General features: G+C 70.7%; 1 protein-coding gene. It reads right to left on the bottom strand.

The window, feature by feature from the left end; genetic code table 11:
- Window positions 1-402, bottom strand: a 402-nt coding sequence (locus tag CS062_RS25355; protein ID WP_099864570.1) for a GNAT family N-acetyltransferase, incomplete at its 3' end; no start/stop codon positions are given.
- Window positions 403-471 lie beyond the last annotated feature (69 nt).

Raw genomic sequence — 471 nt, 5'->3', positions numbered from 1 at the left:
GTAGATGCTGCGTGCCACGGTGTTGTCGGCGGCCACGCGCAGGCGGATCGTGTGCACGCGGCAGTCCCGGGCCCAGGCCACCGCGGCGCTGATCAGGCGGTGGCCGAGTCCGCAGTTGCGTGCCGAAGGATCGACCCACAGCGAATACAGGTAGATGGCGTCGGGGTTCTGGTACTGCGCGCCGATCAGGCCGGCCACCCGCCCGTCGATCCCGGCCTCGCACTGCGCGTGTTCGCACAGTCGCCTGCGCCACTGGCTCGCGGTGAACCTGGCCTCCTGGCGGTAGTGCGGGTCGTCGGCGCCCAGCGAGTCGGCCAGCGCGCGCAGCCGGATCGTCGAGAACAGCCGCCAGTCGGCGGGCGTCAACCGCATCACATCCACGGTCACCGGAGTACCCGTCATCCCGGGTCACCCATCACGAGTCCCTCCCGGCGTGGATCGGCACCGCCGATCCACCCGGATTCGGTCCGT

This window comes from Roseateles chitinivorans (genome assembly GCF_002761755.1).
In the GTDB taxonomy this organism is placed as follows: domain Bacteria; phylum Pseudomonadota; class Gammaproteobacteria; order Burkholderiales; family Burkholderiaceae_C; genus Roseateles; species Roseateles chitinivorans.
Note: the sequence above shows the minus strand (reverse complement) of the source record. Positions and strands in the feature narration are given on the sequence as shown.